This window comes from Paenibacillus sp. FSL R10-2796 (assembly GCF_037965315.1).
Classification (GTDB): Bacteria; Bacillota; Bacilli; order Paenibacillales; family Paenibacillaceae; genus Paenibacillus_AQ; species Paenibacillus_AQ odorifer.
The window spans coordinates 819,077-837,952 of the sequence record NZ_CP150178.1 but is presented as its reverse complement, the minus strand read 5'-3'; the positions used below and the strand labels follow the sequence as shown (position 1 = coordinate 837,952).

17 protein-coding genes are annotated in these 18,876 nt (G+C 47.1%); 2 read left to right on the top strand and 15 right to left on the bottom strand.

What is annotated here, in order from left to right; translation table 11 throughout:
* Positions 1 to 46 precede the first annotated feature (46 nt).
* The 9 genes from corA to NST58_RS03815 form a co-directional block, all read right to left on the bottom strand.
* On the bottom strand, positions 47 to 1,006 hold the full coding sequence (corA, locus tag NST58_RS03855) for a magnesium/cobalt transporter CorA (protein WP_076136897.1): 960 nt from the start codon (positions 1,004 to 1,006) through the stop codon (positions 47 to 49).
* A 1,153-nt stretch (positions 1,007 to 2,159) separates the two neighbouring features.
* Positions 2,160 to 2,477 (bottom strand): hypothetical protein, encoded by a 318-nt coding sequence (locus NST58_RS03850; RefSeq protein WP_280753612.1) that lies wholly within the window; start codon positions 2,475 to 2,477, stop codon positions 2,160 to 2,162.
* An 81-nt stretch (positions 2,478 to 2,558) separates the two neighbouring features.
* Complete coding sequence (locus NST58_RS03845; RefSeq protein ID WP_036686873.1) at positions 2,559 to 3,551, bottom strand: inorganic phosphate transporter; 993 nt, start codon at positions 3,549 to 3,551, stop codon at positions 2,559 to 2,561.
* 13 nt (positions 3,552 to 3,564) lie between these two features.
* Complete coding sequence (locus tag NST58_RS03840) at positions 3,565 to 4,182, bottom strand: DUF47 family protein (protein WP_036686871.1); 618 nt, start codon at positions 4,180 to 4,182, stop codon at positions 3,565 to 3,567.
* Between the two features lie 202 nt (positions 4,183 to 4,384).
* A complete protein-coding gene (locus NST58_RS03835) occupies positions 4,385 to 5,482 on the bottom strand; it encodes a DUF3048 domain-containing protein (protein ID WP_076104156.1) in 1,098 nt (365 codons plus the stop codon).
* A 204-nt stretch (positions 5,483 to 5,686) separates the two neighbouring features.
* Positions 5,687 to 6,463 (bottom strand): class III extradiol ring-cleavage dioxygenase, encoded by a 777-nt coding sequence (locus NST58_RS03830; RefSeq protein ID WP_038568677.1) that lies wholly within the window; start codon positions 6,461 to 6,463, stop codon positions 5,687 to 5,689.
* Positions 6,464 to 6,548: 85 nt separating this feature from the next.
* Positions 6,549 to 7,379 carry an alpha/beta fold hydrolase gene (locus NST58_RS03825; RefSeq protein ID WP_339246296.1) on the bottom strand — a complete coding sequence of 277 codons (831 nt, stop codon included), beginning with the start codon at positions 7,377 to 7,379 and terminating at the stop codon, positions 6,549 to 6,551.
* Between the two features lie 330 nt (positions 7,380 to 7,709).
* The gene (locus NST58_RS03820) at positions 7,710 to 8,093 is read right to left on the bottom strand and encodes a hypothetical protein (protein WP_339246294.1); all 384 of its coding nucleotides are present in this window, start codon (positions 8,091 to 8,093) and stop codon (positions 7,710 to 7,712) included.
* 922 nt (positions 8,094 to 9,015) lie between these two features.
* Complete coding sequence (locus NST58_RS03815; protein ID WP_036680885.1) at positions 9,016 to 9,216, bottom strand: hypothetical protein; 201 nt, start codon at positions 9,214 to 9,216, stop codon at positions 9,016 to 9,018.
* Positions 9,217 to 9,399: 183 nt separating this feature from the next.
* On the opposite strand from NST58_RS03815, the gene NST58_RS03810 reads away from it, so the two are divergent.
* Positions 9,400 to 10,062, top strand: a complete 663-nt coding sequence (locus tag NST58_RS03810) for a DUF1129 family protein (RefSeq protein WP_076128474.1) — start codon at positions 9,400 to 9,402, stop codon at positions 10,060 to 10,062.
* A 51-nt stretch (positions 10,063 to 10,113) separates the two neighbouring features.
* Positions 10,114 to 11,052, top strand: a complete 939-nt coding sequence (locus NST58_RS03805; protein ID WP_339246292.1) for a hypothetical protein — start codon at positions 10,114 to 10,116, stop codon at positions 11,050 to 11,052.
* Between the two features lie 87 nt (positions 11,053 to 11,139).
* Here the strand turns inward: NST58_RS03805 and ilvA are convergent, their stop codons facing one another.
* The 6 genes from ilvA to purM form a co-directional block, all read right to left on the bottom strand.
* The gene (gene ilvA, locus NST58_RS03800) at positions 11,140 to 12,402 is read right to left on the bottom strand and encodes a threonine ammonia-lyase IlvA (protein WP_076104158.1); all 1,263 of its coding nucleotides are present in this window, start codon (positions 12,400 to 12,402) and stop codon (positions 11,140 to 11,142) included.
* A 158-nt stretch (positions 12,403 to 12,560) separates the two neighbouring features.
* Positions 12,561 to 13,856 carry an SEC-C metal-binding domain-containing protein gene (locus tag NST58_RS03795; protein WP_076128473.1) on the bottom strand — a complete coding sequence of 432 codons (1,296 nt, stop codon included), beginning with the start codon at positions 13,854 to 13,856 and terminating at the stop codon, positions 12,561 to 12,563.
* A 287-nt stretch (positions 13,857 to 14,143) separates the two neighbouring features.
* The gene (gene purD / locus NST58_RS03790; protein ID WP_076142419.1) at positions 14,144 to 15,409 is read right to left on the bottom strand and encodes a phosphoribosylamine--glycine ligase; all 1,266 of its coding nucleotides are present in this window, start codon (positions 15,407 to 15,409) and stop codon (positions 14,144 to 14,146) included.
* 23 nt (positions 15,410 to 15,432) lie between these two features.
* Positions 15,433 to 16,980 carry a bifunctional phosphoribosylaminoimidazolecarboxamide formyltransferase/IMP cyclohydrolase gene (purH, locus tag NST58_RS03785; RefSeq protein ID WP_339246289.1) on the bottom strand — a complete coding sequence of 516 codons (1,548 nt, stop codon included), beginning with the start codon at positions 16,978 to 16,980 and terminating at the stop codon, positions 15,433 to 15,435.
* A 206-nt stretch (positions 16,981 to 17,186) separates the two neighbouring features.
* Positions 17,187 to 17,804 (bottom strand): phosphoribosylglycinamide formyltransferase, encoded by a 618-nt coding sequence (gene purN / locus NST58_RS03780; protein ID WP_339246286.1) that lies wholly within the window; start codon positions 17,802 to 17,804, stop codon positions 17,187 to 17,189.
* Positions 17,804 to 18,844, bottom strand: a complete 1,041-nt coding sequence (purM, locus tag NST58_RS03775; RefSeq protein ID WP_076128465.1) for a phosphoribosylformylglycinamidine cyclo-ligase — start codon at positions 18,842 to 18,844, stop codon at positions 17,804 to 17,806. Before purM ends, purN begins: the two co-directional genes overlap by 1 nt.
* Between the last annotated feature and the right edge of the window lie 32 nt (positions 18,845 to 18,876).

The following is an 18,876-nucleotide window of genomic DNA, read 5'->3' as shown; positions in this document are numbered from 1 at the left end:
AATTCTCGCAGGAAAGAGATTTGCTGTTAGCGCTTCTGCTCTATTTTTACTTAAACCAGCCACTCCGTCGAAACCATCGGAACATCCCAAAACCAACTACCAGCATAAACAGCAGCACACCAAAATAACCATACTTCCACTCTAGTTCAGGCATCTTCACAAAGTTCATCCCGTAGATCCCGGCGATAAGCGTCAGCGGCATGAATACCGTCGTGATTACCGTTAGTGTTTTCATAATCGAATTCATCCGGTTGGAATTGAGTGAAATGTAGCTGTCACGCAAATCCGCTGTCATTTCCCGATCAGCCTCAATCATATCGGAGAGTTTTAGCAGATGGTCATAAATGTCGCCAAAATAAATCCGTTCCTCGCCGTTGCTCTGGACATGCTGTGAATTCACGATCCGGTACATCAAGTCGCGCATCGGCACAATCGTCCGCCGCATTTTGAGCAGCCTTCCGCGCACGCCAAACACCTGGCTCATCAATTCCTCCACCGACTCACTGCTGCCGCTGCTTTCCAGATCCGCAAGCTCGTCCTCTAAACTGTAGAGACATGGAAAATATTTATCCACCAGCTTGTCCATCACCGTATATGCAGCTGCCATCGGCCCACCCGACCAGCCTTTTCGACTATGTATTTCGCTCTTCACCTGTTCCCACGCTTCATTCATCTCTGCTTTTTCCTGATGGTGATAGGAGACAAGAAAGTTCGCGCTTAAAAATAGGTCAACCTCCTCAGCATCCAACGTCCGCTCATTCAGTGCATGCAGCACAAAAAACTGCACATTCTCATAATGATCCAGCTTTGGCCGCTGCAACACATGCATACAATCCTCTATCGCTAAGGGGTGAAAATGAAAATATTGATCCAGCAAAAGCGTTTCTTCTGGCGTAGGCGTAGCAAAATCTGCCCATATCCAAGCATAATCCTCCAGCCGGATATTTTGCAGAGGGATCTCTGTCAGCACCTCACCTTTATGTGTGACAACAAGTGTACGTATCATAAATGTTCCTCCGCTTCATCTTCTTCCACGCCTCTATTGTACAGCAAGAAGACAACTCTTCCAAAAAGCAAAAAACATAACCAGCAGCACCGCTCAAGCTAGACTAAGAAACATTTGGTGCTTCGTCGTTCGTTAATGCTCGATTCATTTGTGTAAGGTTGGTTGCGCTGGGGGCGAGCTGTCCTTATTCTCTGCTGTCGGTATCGGGTTTATGAGTGAGATGAATTCATAGCTGTAAATTACTATCGCTATTTTTACTAATTAGTTGGTGAAAAAGTGCTCATTAGGGATGGTAAACAACCCTTCGATCGTAAGCAGACTGACCTTGATTTCGCAAAAGTTTGAGTTCATCGCCTCGCGTTCATTTACCGTAAGTAACATATGTTTTACTTTGGGCTGATAGTGACCGTGGGATAGGGATGCAATTCTTGACTGTAAAGTTGAGTGCAAGTGGGAATTGTGAATATAGTGATGCTCATGGACGGCAGAAAAGCAGGGAGAAAGAGAATAGGGTTGGGTTGGGTTGGGTTGGGTTGGGTTGGGTTGGGTTGGGTTGGGTTGGGTTGGGTTGGGTTGGGTTGGGTTGGACTACGGTGCGGTAGATTCCGCTGAAATGGCAAGTTGGATTGTGTTGAGTTAATTTGTTTGTGCCAGGTTGCGTTACAATGGACTGAATTAAGGTGCGCTGGGTTCCGTTGGAATGTGTTACGTCGGACTGGGCTGAGTTATTTTGTGCCAGGTTACGTTACGATGGACTGGATTAAGGTGCGCTGGATTCCGTTGAAATGAGGTAAGTTGGACTGGGCTGAGTTAATTTGGGCTAGGTTACTTTATGCAGGGCTGGACTTCGGTGCGCTGGATTCTGCTGAAATAAGGTAAGTTGGACTGGGCTGAGTTATTTTGGGCTGGTCCACCTTCATTCAAGTCAGGTTACGTCATTCTAAGACATTTATGCCTTTATTTCTGCTTCTTCGACGCTATTCCACGAATTGTAGGGCATTTATGCCCTTATTTCTGCTTCTTCGACGCTATTCCACTAATTCTAAGGCATTTATGTCTTTCTTTTTGCTTCTTCGACGCTAGTTCACCCATTCTAAGGCATTTATGCCTTTATTTCTGCTTCTTCGACGAAGTGTCCCTAATTCTAGGGCAATTATGCTCTTCTTTTTGTCACCACCCCGAATTTCGTAAATTCAGCGGGATTTATACCGTACACTCTTCCTCCAGCGCCAAACTTCGTCACTTCTACGGGATTTATACCGTACATTCCCCCTCGAGCGCTAAACTCCGTCATTTCTACGGGATTTATACCGTACATTCCCCATCCATCGCCAAACTTCGTCACTTCTACGGGATTTATACCGTACATTCCCCCTCCAACGCCACACTTCGTCATTTCTACGGGATTTATACCGTACATTCCCCCTCTAGCGCCAAACTTCGTCATTTCTACGGGATTTATACCGTACATTCTTCACCCATCCTCATGTCCAAACAACAAAAAAAGATGTCCGCAGCCCAATGGCTAACTGACATCTTTATTAAAGGGTGTTTAAAAAATGATTTTGAAAATCAGACCTGCTAATACCGCACTGATTGGAATCGTGATGAACCAAGTGACCACAATACGTCCGGCTACTCCCCATTTCACTGCAGAGAAACGTTTGGCAGAGCCTACCCCAAGGATCGCTGATGTGATCGCATGCGTTGAGCTTACTGGCAAATGCAGCAGCGTTGCTGAGAAAATAACAGATGCCGCGGAAATATCAGCCGCGAAACCGTTAATAGGTTCGATTTTAAAAATCTTCGTACCCATAGTCTTAATAATCTTCCAACCGCCAATGGAGGTACCGAGCGCCATAGCCGTAGCTGCAGCTATCTTAACCCACAAAGGGATAACATCCATAGTTTCTTGACGTCCTGAGGTAACGAGTGCAAAAGTAATGATCCCCATCGCTTTTTGCGCATCATTCGTACCATGTGTGAACGACTGTAACGCTGCCGTAAGGACCTGCATAGAGCGGAAGCCCTTGTTGACCGTATGTGGACTACGCTTAGCAAAGATCCATTTCAGGATGGTCATGATAATATAACCAATAACAAACGCAATGATTGGGGAGAAAATCAGTCCTTCGACAATTTCCACAAACCCGCCCCAATTGATGTGTGCTGAGCCTGCCCCCACGTATACTGCACCCGCTAAAGCGCCGATCAGTGCATGAGACGATGAGGATGGAATCCCGAGCCACCAAGTAATCAAATTCCAAATAATCGAAGCAATCAGCGTCGCTATTATGATATCCAACCCATTTTCAAGCAAGGTCGGGTCGGTGATACTTCCGCCGATTTTTTTGGCCACACCTGTAAACATCAAGGCCCCAACAAAGTTCATCAGTGCTGCCATAATAATTGCTGTTCGCGGTTTTAAGGCACGTGTTGAGACAGAGGTAGCAATTGCGTTGGCCGTATCATGGAATCCATTGATAAAGTCAAACGCAAGCGCGAGAAATATAACAATTCCAAGAATCCATATAGATGTTTCCATATTCTAGTACCCCTTATGAGTTGCGCATGATGATCGATTCCAACATGTTGGCTACATCTTCACATTTGTCTGTAGTGGTCTCGAGCCGCTCATACAGTTCCTTGCGTTTAATCAGCTCAATCGGGTCTTTTACAGTTTCGAACAGGACCTTAGTACAAATACGAAGCACTTCGTCCCCTTGATTCTCAAGGTCATTCAGACGGATTGTATATTCACGAATCGCAAGCAGCTTCTTCTGGGAGAGCAAATGAACCGCTTTTTGGATTTCATAAGCACACTGACGAAGGATTTCGGCGAATTGTACAATGTATTCATCCGGGTCAAGAAGGTTGTACATATAGAAACGTGAGGCGGATGCCTCCAGACCATCGATGACATCATCCATGCTTGTGATCAAGTCCATAATGTCGTCACGTTCAAGCGGCGTAATAAACGTCTTGTTCAATTCTTTGATGACGGTGTGCGTGTAAGTATCACATTGGGATTCGTACTTTTTCATCTCTGCAGCGAAATTATCGACATTATTCCGGAGATCAGTGATATTCTGAGCAAAATAATCTGCAGCTTGGACAATAGTATCGGCCATATTTTCCAGCGTCTCAAAGAATATGTCCTTTTTTCTCAACTTCATTGTTTTAAACCCCTTTACATAAAATTACCGTGAATACAGAGCCATTCATATGTAAAAAGCATGAAAATGAATGACAACCCTTGTTATCTTATCATATCCGTACAAGGTATAGAAGCTATAGAAATGAACTTTTTTACACTCTATTAACACATACCCATTATTCCGAACACAAATCTGTATAACACTGGATATTCCGACTTTCTTATGTTGTACCATCCGCCCCGCCATATACCACATGACTGCTAAATGAAGGTGCATTAGGGACCACCAAAATATGGGTAATTCCTGGATACATCAGCTCTTCTTTTCCATCCCTCACAAAGCGGATCACATCCCCTGGTTCACGCGACCATCTGCCTTTGGTGACCTGTCCCCGCTGAAAAAGCAACGCTTCCCCGCCAAGCTCCACATCAATCTGAAGTCTTCCGACATCATCAAGCACTTTATGATCGGCTCCAATAACCATCACATTGGCCGCTTCCACCGGATTATCGTTATTTAGATCCAAATGAGGTTTGTCATTCACATAACGCTGATAGGTCTGACGTTTAGGATCATATTTATAGTCAACTTTATAACTTTTGAGCAGATAGTTTATGCTAAATTCAGCGGCTTTCTCTCCGTCCGCCGGTATGTAATCTGGATTGTTAAAAAGATACCCGGGTACCTTCACACTTTGCGCAAACCCAAGCTTCTCGGCACCTTCCCGCAGTTTGGCTGCGTTGCTGTACAGGTTATGAGGTGCTTTTCGCGCTTTATCCCGCCAAAAATAAGCTCCGGCACGGCCGATCTCGTCCATATCTTCTTTTTTCTCTTTTTGCAAAATGGCGTAAGCTGCCGGACTTCCTCCTGCATGCACCGTCACACCACCGTAGCTCTCGCCAATATCCAGCAGATAGGGGCGGATGCTGCGAATCGGTCCGATTTTCACCACACCTGTATGGCTCTGAAAAATACCAATCAAACGCGTAATACCACCTTCGGCAAGAATCTCATACAAAATATCTGCTTCACTAACCCCCGATTGCGGCCGGGCGGCAGGAGCATTATTTATCATTACGGCCAAGGGACGTGGAAGACTGTCTTCAGAAACTGGAAGACCTGTTAATCCGGATACGAGCTCAGCAGCGGGATCAATGGTAGGTGAGGGTTGAATCGTTTCGATAGGCGTGGGCTCTGCGGTAGGCTGCTGTGTCGGGGTGATCTCATTATTTGCACTCTGTGTTCCGCAAGCGGAGAGCAATAGGGTGGTCAATACAATGGCAGATAACAGACGGGAAGAAGAGCAATTTACTTTCATAAGCTTGTAGTTCCTCCTAAACGTTTTATGAAACTCACTGATTCCTTCCATTTAATCACAGTCAGTCCCATTTGTCTTGATCACCTTCTCCCTTTTTTCATAGCAAGCATAAGGAAATTTTATAGCATGGAATAGATAAATTCTTATATTAAAAAAAGGGTACAGCCATTGCGGCTGCACCCTGCGGGTCTCTTATTCATTCAGTTAGTCTAGCTTCCAGCAATTCAGACTTAATGTCCCATACTGATAAGCCTGAAAAATCCGCTCTGCCTTCCTGCTGCCATCCGCTGTTCCCATCGCGTAAAAGAGAGGTGCAAAATGCTCTCTTCCATAAGAAGGAACCGCATCGCGTACATGTGGAGCTTTTTTCTCATACGCAAAAAGTGAAGGCAAATCCCAGGCTTCTAGTCCCTTGGCAATCCAGGCATCGAATTCAAGTGCCCAATCCTCAGGCTGCTCACTTTCACTTAGCATCCGCAAATTGTGAACAAGTCCACCGCTTCCAATCAGCAGTATGCCTTCGTCACGAAGCGGTGCTAACATCCGCCCGATATTGTACTGCTCCTTGGGAGAGCGCAGGGAATCGACGGATAAAGCAACTACCGGAATGTCGGCGTTCGGGAACATTTTTTTCAGTATCACCCAGACTCCATGATCGAGTCCTCGCCCCAGAACGGGCTGATGTGATAGATTGTTATCCTTGAAGAGCTCAGAAATCCGTCTTGTTAGGGCCGGATCGCCCGGGGCCGGATAGGTCAGCGTGTAAACTTCTTCAGGGAATCCGTAGAAGTCATGCTGTGTCTCGTGCAGTTCATCAACGGTAAGTAGCTGTTCAGGGCTATCCCAATGCGCTGAGAAAACTACTATACCGCGTGGCGCTTCAAGTTCTTGACCAAGCCGCTCCAGAAAACGGGTATACTCGTTATCCTCCAGTGCGAGGAGCGGAGAACCGTGCGCAATAAAAAATGACGGTAATTTCATAGGATGCCAACCTCCATAACCCAGTATATGGTGTGCATCTTTATTTTACCGCTTATTGCAAGTTAATGCGAATAAAAACCTTCTCCTAAATCATCCAATTCTGCCACTCTGTCTGCAGATGCTCTTGTTCGTTCATCCATTCTATAGTCCGCTTAAGCAGCTGCTGCTGCGCCGGTCCAGAAGAAAAGGTGTGATCCCCTTGAAAAATGATCTCTTTATCGCAACGTCCTTCGGGACGTGTCCAGAACAGCTTCTGGTAAAGAAAAGCGTAATCCACCGGAATGACATCATCAGAGGTGCCATGAATGACGAGTACATCTCCGCTAAATTTGCTCGCTTCTTGGAAGGGCTGAAAAGCCGCCAAAGAATTAAAATATACCGGCGTAAACGAGTAGCCCACATAATCGGCTGATCCATTCTTCACAGCGCGATCATACGCCTCCCGCCCTACAATTTTCACAATATCATTGAAAGGATAACCAACAGAGGCCCATAACACGAGATTCTTCACGCGGCGATCGCGAATACTTGTCAGCAGCGCCACCGCGCCACCGAGGCTATGGCCAATCAGCGTCACGCGCTGTGGGTCCACATCAGCAGAGCTAATTCCGTAATCAAGCACCGCTCTAGTCTGAGCGATCATCGATTCCATATCTTCGCCGCCATAATTCCCGCTGCTCTCGCCGCAGCCCACATGATCAAAACGAATAACCATATATCCCTCTTGTGCCAGCTCACGAGCCGCCTTTACAAAAATCCGGTCTACGCCAATCCGATTCCCCACAAATCCGTGGCAGATCACGGCTAATGGCAGTCTATCCTTGCAACGCGAAGAGGTTCCCTTCTCTTTGTTCGGGTAATGTATGCTCGCCGTCAATTCTTCTCCGTTATGCCGGATTACAATATTCCGTTCCATTGCCGCATCCTCCTATAATTATATTTGTAATTTAATTTATTTTAATTTATTAGAATTCCGATTAACTTAGTATGAATTATAATCTAATTATAAAGATTTCGTTCATATTGTCAACAGCAAGGGGACAATTCTTAATAAACGCACGGAGTATTTGGGCATTAGAGTCTGCGCGACAAATAGGGTGTCCCGTAAGATATGAACATGACTCTAGGGCTCCCACGTCGAGTGGATTGAAACCGCCAATCCGGGATTCAGCAACTCTATCGGATTCAGTAGCTCCTTCGGACTCAGCTGCTCCCTCGAGTTCAGTAGCTTCATCGGACTCAGCGGCTACTTCGGACTCAGTAGCTTCAGCGGACTCAGTAGCTCCAGCGGACTCAGTAGCTTCATCAGACTCAGTAGCTCCAGCGGACTCAGTAGCTCCAGCGGACTCAGTAGCTCCAGCGGACTCAGTAGCTCCTTCGGACTCAGTAGCTCCAGCGGACTCAGTAGCTTCAGCGGACTCAGTAGCTCCAGCGGACTCAGTAGCTCCAGCGGACTCAGTAGCTTCATCGGACTCAGCAGTTCCTTCGGACTCAGTAGCTTCATCGGACTCAGTAGCTCCACCGGACTCAGTAGCTCCAGCGGACTCAGTAGCTCCACCGGACTCAGTAGCTCCACCGGACTCAGTAGCTCCAGCGGACTCAGTAGCTCCAGCGGACTCAGTAGCTTCATCGGACTCAGAAGACCCTATTCGCAGATTTAGCACACTTTTTGAATTCTATCGGACCCCATAGTCGCTATCACCCTGTAAAACAGCAAATAAGAGCTACTTTTCGAGCAATAGCGTCACTGGGGTCCGAAAATGTGCTGAAAAGGCGATAATTTGGCTAATAACGTCATCTGAGTCCGAAAGATGGTGGATGCTACGACAACCGGGGGTCTGGGAGCTCTGGAGTTCCCGGGGTTCCCGGGGTTCCGGGGTTCCGGGGTTCCGGGGTTCCGGGGTTCCCGGGGTTTCAGAACCCCACCAAAAAACAACAGAGCAGCGATCCCAGTATCGGAGGATCGCTGCTCTATTGTTTTTTCGAGATGAATGACCAGGGTTGTTAATCAATCGTAGCTGTCGTTAAACATCTCATGGGTTTCATGGGTTTCATGGGTTTCATGGCTGCCTTGCCAATCCTTAAGCAGGCCCTCGGGGGTATCTTCCGCGGAAATCCCGCTGCTGAATCCATCGGATTCAGCAGCTCTATAGGACTCAGAAGACCCTATTCGCAGATTTAGCACACTTTTTGAATTCTATCGGACCCCATAGTCGCTATCACCCTATAAAACAGCAAATAAGAGCTACTTTTCGAGCAATAGCATCACTGGGGTCCGAAACTGTGCTGAAAAGGCGATAATTTGGCTAATAACGTCATCTGAGTCCGAAAGATGGTGGATACTACGACAACCGGGGGTCTAGGAGCTCTGGAGTTCCCGGGGTTCTGGGGTTCCCGGGGTTCCGGGGTTCCGGGGTTCCGGGGTTCCGGGGTTCCGGGGTTCCGCGGTTCCGGGGTTTCAGAACCCCACCAAAAAACAAAGAGCAGCGATCTCCAGTATCGGAGGATCGCTGCTCTGTTGTTTTTTCGAGATGAATGACCAGGGTTGTTAATCAATCGTAGCTGTCGTTAAACATCTCATGGGTTTCATGGCTGCCTTCCCAATCCTTAAGCAAGCCCTCGGGAGCATCTTCTGCGGAATCCCACATGCTGAATCCATCGGAGCCGCCCCAATCCCCCATTGAATTATTGGGCGTAGGCTCGAAACCGTTGCCCATGGATCTTCCCTGTTCTTTCTTGTTCTCATGTTCCATAAAGCTCCCAACCTTTCCCAATGCTATATTGATCAAGCAACAACATTATCAGTGTTCACTCTTCTAAAAGGATTATGCATATCGCCATAGAAATGGTTGTCCTTGCGTAGACCTGTCATGCAAACGTATACTCTAGGTTAAAGACTATACCGATTAACAACACTGGAGGTTTACATCCAAATTATGAAAGTGAAAGATATGATTAAGGAAAATAACGCCCTGCGTGAGCAGTTGACGCCCTTCAATCGCTCCTATTTAGAAGATATGATCCTTGCGGTGCGAGCCAGTCGAATTGACCCTCTGCGCGGAGAGGAACTTTTGCTGGATGCGGCCAAGCTGCTGTTGAAGGAACAACGTAAAGGGAAAAATGCCAAGCAAGTATTCGGCGAGAATCCGCACGATTATTTTAAAGAAATCATAGACAGTGTTCCCGGGCGCCCGGTGCGCAGTAAATGGAACTATTACTTGATGATTCCCTGCGCAGCTCTGACCTGTCTTTTTGGGATATTGGCAATCGGTGGACTCTTCTTCCAATGGACTGACGATTCACCTGGAATGTTCGGACAGATCAGCCTTTTCACCCTGCTCGCTGTGGGAGTAGGCTCCATTATCTTAATTGAACTCATTATGAAATGGATGTCTTCCTTGTCGGAAAGCGATGCACCCAGTGCCAAACCTTTTGATATAAAAAGCCTTGGCATCTATATTGGCATCGCAGTAGCTGCTGTATTTATCGGTATGTTCCTCGATCGGTTATTTCCGGTCATTACAATATCCCCGTGGGTAAGCTTAATTCTGTGCATCATTGGGGGGTTGGGACTGAAGTTTATATTTTTCAAAAAATAAAGATCTAGGCTGAAATACTTTATTCCATCCGATAGATAGGGGGAAACTTCCATGATTAAGAAGCATTATATTCTCTACTCCGTTCTAGCTATAGCCTTAGGGCTAGGCATAGTGCCCAGTGCTATTCACGCCGAAGGTGCTACCAGCCCTCCTGGGGAAGGCGCTAAGGCAATAACCCAAGCAGCTAGCAATAATCATGCAGAGGCTGTCTATAAAGCTGCGTTACCGCTCTTATCTACCTCTGACAAGTTACCCGAAGCCATAAAATATTTGAACTCCAATATGTATGCGGTAGGGTCGTATCGTGCAACAATGCTGACCCTGAAGCTTGAGAATCTGCATAAAGCTGCGCTGCAAGCCTGGGAAAGTAAATTCAGTACCAATGCTGTCCAGCGGAAGCTCACCGCCATTTATAAAGCAGGCGCCAGCATGTCTTCTCTTGCTGCTATTACTGATGATCTCCAGCTGCGTACACTGCTGAAAAGTGCCAGCGAAAGCGGATATAAGCTGGAGACAGCTGAGGGTACTTTTTTCCCGGTGATCGATTATGGGGCTTACCGCAAGTACAAGCTATACGTCACCAATGATATCAGCGCTTATATTACCATTATGGCCACCGAATCGGATCTGCCCTCTTCCAAGGACAACGGGCTAGTTATCGCCTGGACTGAGGTAGCAGCCAGAGCTTTATCTCAAGAGCAATTCATTCAAAATCATCCGAAATCAAACCGAATTTCTGCTGTAAAAGCCTTGTACACTAAGTACGTGAATAATACGTTTTACGGCCAGAATAACACTCCTCTCTTCCATTATGACAATCTGGAAATGGATTTGGAGGCGCAAAAGGCTTACTCCAGTATTCTGACCAAAAATAATGACAACAGCCCATTTCTACAAAAGCTGGATAGCTTCATGAAATTAATGAAAGATAATAGCTATAAATTGACCGATGAGGTCGAGCAATATCGTAAAACTTCGTTACCTCTCTAATAAAGAAATCACAAAAGCCCGTCCCTTAAATGAATAGGGACGGGCTTGTTTATGTTCGTTAACGAGATTATTAAGTCTATGAGAGAATTAAATAAGGATGTTAAAGAGATTAGAATCCTTATTGATCTCTACATAATCGACGCCCTTCTGCTGCATCCGTTCGATGAGAGGCTCGTAGGCATCCGTTGACAATAATTCAATGCCCACAAGCGCGGGACCATTTTCTTTATCATGCTTCTTGATATACTCGAAACGGGTAATATCATCGTGAGGTCCAAGGATTTCGCCCAAGAACTCACGCAGCGCACCTGCACGTTGCGGGAAGTTCACCATGAAATAGTGTTTTAAGCCTTCGTAAATCAATGAACGCTCTTTGATCTCCTGCATCCGGTCAATATCGTTGTTGCCGCCGCTTATGATACAGACAACTGTTTTGCCGCGGATTTGATCACGATATTGATCAAGCGCTGCGATAGGCAGCGAACCTGCTGGCTCAACCACTATGGCATTCTCGTTATATAGTTCTAGAATCGTGGTACAAGCTTTACCTTCAGGCACCATCACGATGTCATCCAGATGACGGGAACAAATATCGTACGTCAATCCGCCAACACGTTTTACAGCCGCTCCGTCCACGAACTTATTAATTTCCTTTAGAGTCACCACTTCTCCAAGCTTAATCGCTTCCGTCATAGAAGCTGCTCCGAGTGGCTCCACACCAATCAACTTGGTAGAAGGACTAACTGTCTTCACATAGGTGGCTATACCCGCTGCCAGACCGCCTCCACCAATGGTTACGAACATAAAGTCTGCAGGGTTGTCCAGACTCTCCATCACTTCCATTGCAATGGTGCCGTTGCCCGCAATGATTCGTGGCTCATCAAAGGGATGGATCAACGTCATCCCATGATCTATACAAGCTTGCAGTGCTTCATCATAAGCGTCATCAAAGGTATCTCCCTTCAGAATGACCTCAACAAACTCACCGCCAAACCGCCGCACCTGCTTAACCTTCTGGTTAGGCGTAGTGCTTGGCATGTAGACCTTGCCTTTAATTCCAAGCGCCTTACAGGAATAGGCTACGCCTTGTGCATGGTTGCCCGCACTCGCACAGACAATCCCTTTTGCTCTATCTTCTGCTGACAAACTACGAATCATATTATAAGCTCCGCGGATTTTGAAAGAACGTACAATCTGCAAATCCTCGCGCTTCAAATACACATCACAATCATACTTGGCTGACAGCACAGCATCACGTTGTAGGGGTGTCCGGATTATGACTTCACGCAGTACGTGATGAGCCCGCACAATATCTTCCATTCCTACGATTCGGTCTTCCTCTTCTCTCATAACCCTCTCGCCTCACTATCTATCTGTTATTCTACTTCTTGTAACATACTCTCCCGAGGACATTTTTTCAAGCATCCTAATCAGTGATAAAGAAAAAGAGACTAAAGGAACCCTATAGTCTCTTACTAATATTTGCTATCCCTATGCTATGAAACCTACTAGTCCTGTTGCTTCAGCATCCACTTCACCAGGTCTGGTAAGCTTGTCCACAAACGTGAATGTACAATAACATATTCGATAGCCTCGTTAGCGTCACCCACGCCTACAAAATCAGGCAGGTTATGCGGCAATCTTTTGATACCTAACAGATAATCTGGCACATGCTTGTTCACATTCTTCGCCACGCGGTATAGCATTTTGAGCTGGGAAGTAATCCCGTTCTTCTTATATTCTAAAACCATACGGTCATATGCTACTGTTGCTGCTGCATCCTTGCCGAACTTCTCCAGTACCTTCTCGGTCTTCTTAAGCTTATTAGTGTAAAGGTACGTTGCCGTTAGAAGGTAACGTGCACCTGTGTTATCTTCTGGGTTCAATTCTAGAATGTGCTCCAGCGTCTTTTGTGCTTCTTCTGCATTTCCGCTAAACCAGCAGGAGTCAGCGTAGCTTTTGCAAATTCGAATGTACGAACGTGTCTCGTAAAGACCCCAGAAATGTCCTTTGTTCTCAGTGAAAAAGGCTTCTCCAAGCTCACGCGCACCCGCTTCCATCCCTGCTTTCAGATAAGCACGGGCATCTGCTTCATTCTCGGCTTCCTCAGCCAAAATGAGATAGGCGTCCGGACTGTCCGGATAAACTTCCAATGCCGCTTCTGCTAGCTGGATCCGACGATTGGATGCTTTAGTTTCCATTGCTTTTTGCAGCAAAGCCTGTTCCTGATCCTTCGGAGTGCCTGAAACGTTGAGCAAAAGTAATTCTTCCTCTGCCCCGCCCATGCCGTACTGTTCGATATAATTAAGCATCTCTTTAACTTTTCTGGAGATGGTAGGTGCAGTAACCTCATGTTTGATCGCTAGATCAGCTTGAGTTTGAAGGAATCCATATTCCTCAGACAAGATAAACTCGATAGCTGCACAGAAGGAGCCCATTTTCTTCACTGCAGGCTTGATGTGACGGGAATAACCATTCCATAGAACCAGACCTTCCCAGATTAGCTCCCGGTCATAGCTGTCTCTCATGGTCTCAATAAGATGCAGAGCCAATTGTTCATGTGCCGGATGCTCCCATTTCAGATCACGTGACACCTTTTTTTTGAGCGTAGTTAGGGTAAGCTTAGCTTCAGGAATTGCTGCCGCTTCTGGTTTCTCGGCCACAGCCACAGTAGCAGCGGATTCTTCCGTTGTTACCAGTCGCATGATGGATTCCACTGCAGAAGTTTCTTTCCCTAGGCAGCATTTCTTATATTTTTTCCCGCTTCCGCAAGGACACATATCATTTCTTCCAATCTTACTCAAAACGAATTCCCCCTTAAATCTGTGAGTAGCCATTCGCCATAAGCGTATCGCTAGTATGCACTATAAGTATCAACATTTTCAGGCACGAGGCATCCTTTATAAGGTTACTGCACAAAGTCTGAAGGACTCCGATTTAAAAGGGCCTTCCCATGATCGGAAAGGCCCTTATCTGTATATATCCGCACATTTTCCCCCGTACGTGTAGTATTATAGCACTTCTTCTATCACTTGTCAGTCCTTTTTTAGGACTTAAAGCGCAAAAAATTGCTAGATACAGTGCTTTATCCTTATACCAGAGCCTTCATAGCGATGTCGCTGCGATTCTGTTTCCCGGAAAAAGAGATTCCTTCAGCCCTAGCATAGGCTGCTGAACGAGCTTCGGCAATCGTAGCACCCAGGCCTACCACGCCTAAGACCCGTCCGCCGTTCGTTACCCAGCTGCCATCTGCCCCCCGTGCTGTACCGGCATGGAAGATCAGCCCTCCTTGGCTGTCCTCAAGCCCTTCGATCGGCACTCCCTTAGGATAAGAGCCTGGATATCCTCCAGAAGCGAGAACCACGCACACCGCTGCTTCGTCGCTCCATTCAATGTCGATATCCGCAAGTCTACCCTCGGTTACTGCCAAAAAGATTTCTAACAAGTCGCTCTTCAATCTAGGCAGCACGACCTGTGTCTCCGGATCCCCAAACCGGGCATTAAATTCGATGGTCTTTGGTTTACCTTCTGGAGAAATCATCAGCCCTGCGAACAAAACGCCGCTGAAAGAACGGCCTTCAGCTACCATAGCCTTGGCTGTTGGCTTAATGATGGTCTCAATCGCTTCTTGGATAATCGCCTCGTCGATATGCGGCAGAGGCGAATAGGTACCCATTCCACCAGTATTAGGACCTTTATCTCCATCGTAAGCGGGCTTATGATCCTGAGCGGCAGCCATCGGACGAACTGTCTCTCCATCAACAAAAGCCAAAATCGACATTTCCTGACCCGCTAGGAACTCTTCAATGACAACCTGAGCACCAGCCTCACCAAACACTTTGGTTACCATAATATCAGCTAGTGCCTGCTCTGCCTCTTCCCGTGAATAGGCAACGGTCACGCCTTTTCCTGCGGCAAGCCCATCTGCCTTGATTACGATCGGCAGCGGTTGCTCGCGTAAGTAAGCCAGTGCAGCTTCATAGCCATCAAATTTTTCATAGGCTGCTGTCGGAATATTATATTTGTGCAAAAGATCCTTCATAAAGGTTTTGCTGCCTTCGATCTCAGCTGCATTCTTACGTGGACCAAACACTGGAATAGCCTGTGCTTCAAAAGCATCCACAATGCCCCCTGCTAACGGATCATCCGGTCCGATTACGACAAGGCCAACTTCCTTCTCTTTGGCAAAAGCCGTCAGACGATCGAACTCGAACACACCGATAGGCACACATTCTGCTAGCTGCGCGATTCCGGCGTTGCCGGGTGCGCAATAGATTTTACCAACCTTGGGGCTTTGGGACAGGCTCCAAATAATCGCATGCTCCCGGCCGCCGCCGCCAACCACTAAAATATCCATTAGAATAAAATCCTCCCAGCGTTCTAGTGTTTGAAATGACGGACGCCTGTGAAGACCATAGCAATTCCATACTCATTCGCGACCTTGATCGATTCTTCGTCTTTAATGGAGCCGCCTGGCTGAATAACTGCGGTAATACCTGCTTTAGCTGCCATTTCAAGTGTATCTCCCATTGGGAAGAAGGCGTCAGAGGCAAGGACTGATCCTTTGGACTTCTCGCCAGCTTGTTCAATCGCAATTTTTGCCGCGCCAACGCGGTTCATTTGCCCTGCACCTACGCCAACTGTCATATCATCCGCCGCTAATACAATCGCATTAGATTTCACATGCTTAACTACCTTCCAGCCGAACAACAGCTGTTTCAATTCTTCTTCGGTTGGCTTACGGTCCGTAACAACTTGCAGATCATCCGGGTTCACAGAATGCACATCGCTCTCCTGTACAACCATTCCTCCATCAATAGAGGTAAGTACGAAGCTGCTCTTACGCGCGCTAGCCGTGCTAAGATTGCCGATTTTGAGCAAACGCAGGTTCTTTTTCTTCGTAAGGATTTCCAGTGCTTCATCCGTAAACCCTGGCGCCAATACGATTTCGAGGAAAATCTCTTTCAGCAGATTAGCAGTGTCTGCATCGATAATCCGGTTAGCGGCTACAATTCCGCCAAAGATAGAGGTTGGGTCTGCGTTGTAAGCTTTTTGATAAGCTTCGTATACACTTTCACCGACACCTACACCACAAGGATTCATATGTTTAATGGCTACGACAGCAGGTTCTTCAAATTCTTTCACGATTTGCAGCGCTGCGTTAGCATCGTTGATATTGTTGTAGGATAATTCTTTGCCATGCAATTGCTCAGCTGCTGTAAGAGTATCCCCCGCAGCCAAAGGCTTGCGATAGAAAGCCGCTTTTTGATGCGGATTCTCGCCATAGCGCAGATCCTGAATTTTCTCATAAGTCACGGTGTAGCGCTCAGGAAGCGGTTCGCCAGTAACATTAGCCAAATAATCGGAAATTAAGGCATCGTAAGCCGCCGTATGACGGAACACTTTTGCCGCAAGACGTTTGCGTGTTTCCAGCGTTGTATCTCCACCTGCGCGAACCTCTTCAAGCACTGTAGCATAGTCGTTAGCATCTACCACTACACTTACAAAAGCATGGTTCTTCGCCGCAGAACGCAGCATCGTCGGTCCGCCGATATCGATATTCTCGATGGCTTCTTCATACGATACATCCGGTTTAGCAATGGTTTCCGCGAACGGATACAGATTTACTACTACCAGATCAATGTAGTCCAGACCAAGCTCTTTCATTTGACGCGTGTGTTCCTCATTGTCACGAACCGCTAGCAATCCGCTGTGTACAGCCGGGTGCAAGGTTTTGACACGTCCATCCATGATTTCCGGGAATCCTGTAACATCGGAAATACCGATGACTGGAACACCTTCCTTAGCCAAAAGCGTGCTTGTTCCACCTGTGGAAATAATCTCTACGCCTAATGCAGACAACTCGCGGCAAAAATCCACGATACCTTGTTTATCCGATACGCTAACTAGCGCTCTTTTGATACTCACTTTGAATAGTCCTCCTTCGGGTTGTACGTGCGATTTAATGTGATGACATCTAAAAGCTTGGGAAATTACTATAAGAAAGAATCTGACTCTATTACCTACTACACGACACATAATGCCGCTTATGCAATATTTCCCGAGAAATACCCTAAAATCTCTCCGCCTGTCACCAAATGTCGATCCAAAACTTCTAATGGCTACAGTGTGGCTTACTTTTCGCGGATAATCGTCTTTCTTCCACTCAGTTCCACTTTCCCGCTGGCAAAAGCGCCAACCACTTCAGGATACAACTCATACTCAACCTTATGAATCCGTTCCGCCAATGAATCCGCCGTGTCGTTATCCAACACAACTACGCTACGCTGAGCAATAACCGGCCCGGTATCCATACCTCCATCGACAAAATGCACAGTGACTCCCGTCAGCTTCACGCCATAATCCAGCGCTTGTCCGATCGCATCCTTTCCAGCAAAAGCAGGCAGCAGCGATGGGTGAATGTTAATAATCCGACCCGCATACGGCGTTAAAAGCACTGGTGTAATGAGGCGCATATACCCTGCCAACACAACCAGCCCGATTTCCCTTTGCTGAAGCTCTGCTACAATCTCTGCTTCGTAGAGCTCACGGCTGGCGAAGTCTTTTGGCCGTAGCAGGAGGGCGGGAATTCCCGCATCCTCCGCACGTTGTGCTACAGGCGCTTCCGGCTTGTCCGAGACAAGCAATTCAATCCTGCCGTCTCCAAGCAAACCTGCTTTCTGTGCCTCGATCAGTGCTGCAAAATTGCTGCCCTGCCCCGAAGCAAAAACAGCGATTCGACTTGATTGCATCACACTTCAGCTCCAGTAAAGGTTACTTTGCGTTCCCCTTCTGTTACTTTACCAATGATATACGCCTCTTCTCCGCTAGCTTTAAGCAGTTCAAGAGCGCGTTCTCCATCAGCAGCGCTAACTACCAGAACAAGACCAATTCCCATATTAAAAGTAGTGAACATATCACGGTTGCTTACGTTACCTTTGTTCTGCATCAACCCGAAGATTGGCAGAATCGGCCACGATCCGTAATTGATCTCCACATCTACATTATCAGGCAATACGCGTGGGATATTCTCGATAAATCCGCCACCCGTAATATGAGCCATACCTTTTACCGGAAGCTGCTCCAGCAGTGCCAGCAAAGGCTTCACATAAATCTTAGTTGGTGCAAGGAGTACATCCGCAAGCGGAGCACCAAGCTCAGGAAGCACGTCATTCAGGCCATAACCCTCTTGCTCAAGCAAAAGCTTACGCACCAGCGAGAAGCCATTGCTGTGCACACCACTGGAAGCCAGACCAATCACTGTGTCGCCAGCAGCGATGTTAGCGCCTGTTACCAGCTTCGCTTTGTCAGCTACGCCCACTGTGAATCCAGCGATATCATATTCACCTGCTGAATACATACCCGGCATCTCAGCCGTTTCGCCGCCAATCAGTGCACAACCCGCTTGGTGACAGCCTTCAGCGATTCCAGCTACGATAGCTTCGATTTTCTCCGGCACCACTTTGTCGCAAGCCAGATAGTCGAGGAAAAAGAGTGGCTCTGCACCTTGCACTACAATGTCGTTCACGCACATAGCTACAGCGTCGATGCCAATCGTGTCATGGCGATCCGCCGCGAACGCGATTTTGAGCTTTGTGCCTACACCATCGGTTCCCGATACAAGCACTGGCTCTTCATATTTATCTTTATTGAGGCCAAACAGCGCTCCGAACCCACCAAGATCCGTCATTACTTCTGGACGGTAAGTACGTTTTACGTGCTTTTTCATGCGTTCTACCGCTTCATTACCAGCCGCAATATCCACTCCGGCGTTTTTATAAGCTTCCGACACTATTGGACACCTCATCTTTTAATAGTTTAGAG